Origin of the sequence: Paraburkholderia sp. SIMBA_030, from assembly GCF_046535245.1 — a bacterium.
Lineage (GTDB): Bacteria > Pseudomonadota > Gammaproteobacteria > Burkholderiales > Burkholderiaceae > Paraburkholderia.
This window is the reverse complement of the sequence record NZ_JAWRXB010000177.1, coordinates 1-346: the sequence shown is the minus strand read 5'-3', so window position 1 is coordinate 346 and position 346 is coordinate 1. Positions and strand designations below refer to the sequence as shown.

2 protein-coding genes are annotated in these 346 nt (G+C 59.8%); both read left to right on the top strand.

Going from position 1 to position 346, the window contains the following annotated elements:
* A partial coding sequence (locus tag SB772_RS39560) for a type II toxin-antitoxin system CcdA family antitoxin (protein WP_410838459.1) occupies positions 1-206 on the top strand: 206 nt, incomplete at its 5' end.
* Positions 206-346 (top strand): CcdB family protein (locus tag SB772_RS39555; protein ID WP_410838460.1); only part of this gene is annotated, 141 nt, incomplete at its 3' end. The genes SB772_RS39560 and SB772_RS39555, both read left to right, overlap by 1 nt.

Here is a 346-nt window from a genome sequence, read left to right as displayed (position 1 = left end):
CCAACGTTTCGCTTCCGGCCGATTTGCTCGAGCGCGCCCGGGAACTGAACGTCAACGTGTCGAGGGCAAGCGAACGCGGCTTGCGCGAAGCGGTTCAGGCTGCCGAGGCTAGCGTCTGGGCGGAAAAGAACGCAGACTTCATCGCGGAAATGAATGCGCGAATTGAGCGCGACGGCTTGCCCCTGGAAGAACATCGGATGTTTTGATGGCGCGATTTGATCTTTACAGCAACCCCTCGGCAAGATCCAGGGCCGCGTCGCCGTTTCTGCTCGACGTGCAAAGCGATCATCTCGGCAATCTCATATCGCGCGTCGTCATTCCGTTGACGCGCGTCGCCGGCAACTAC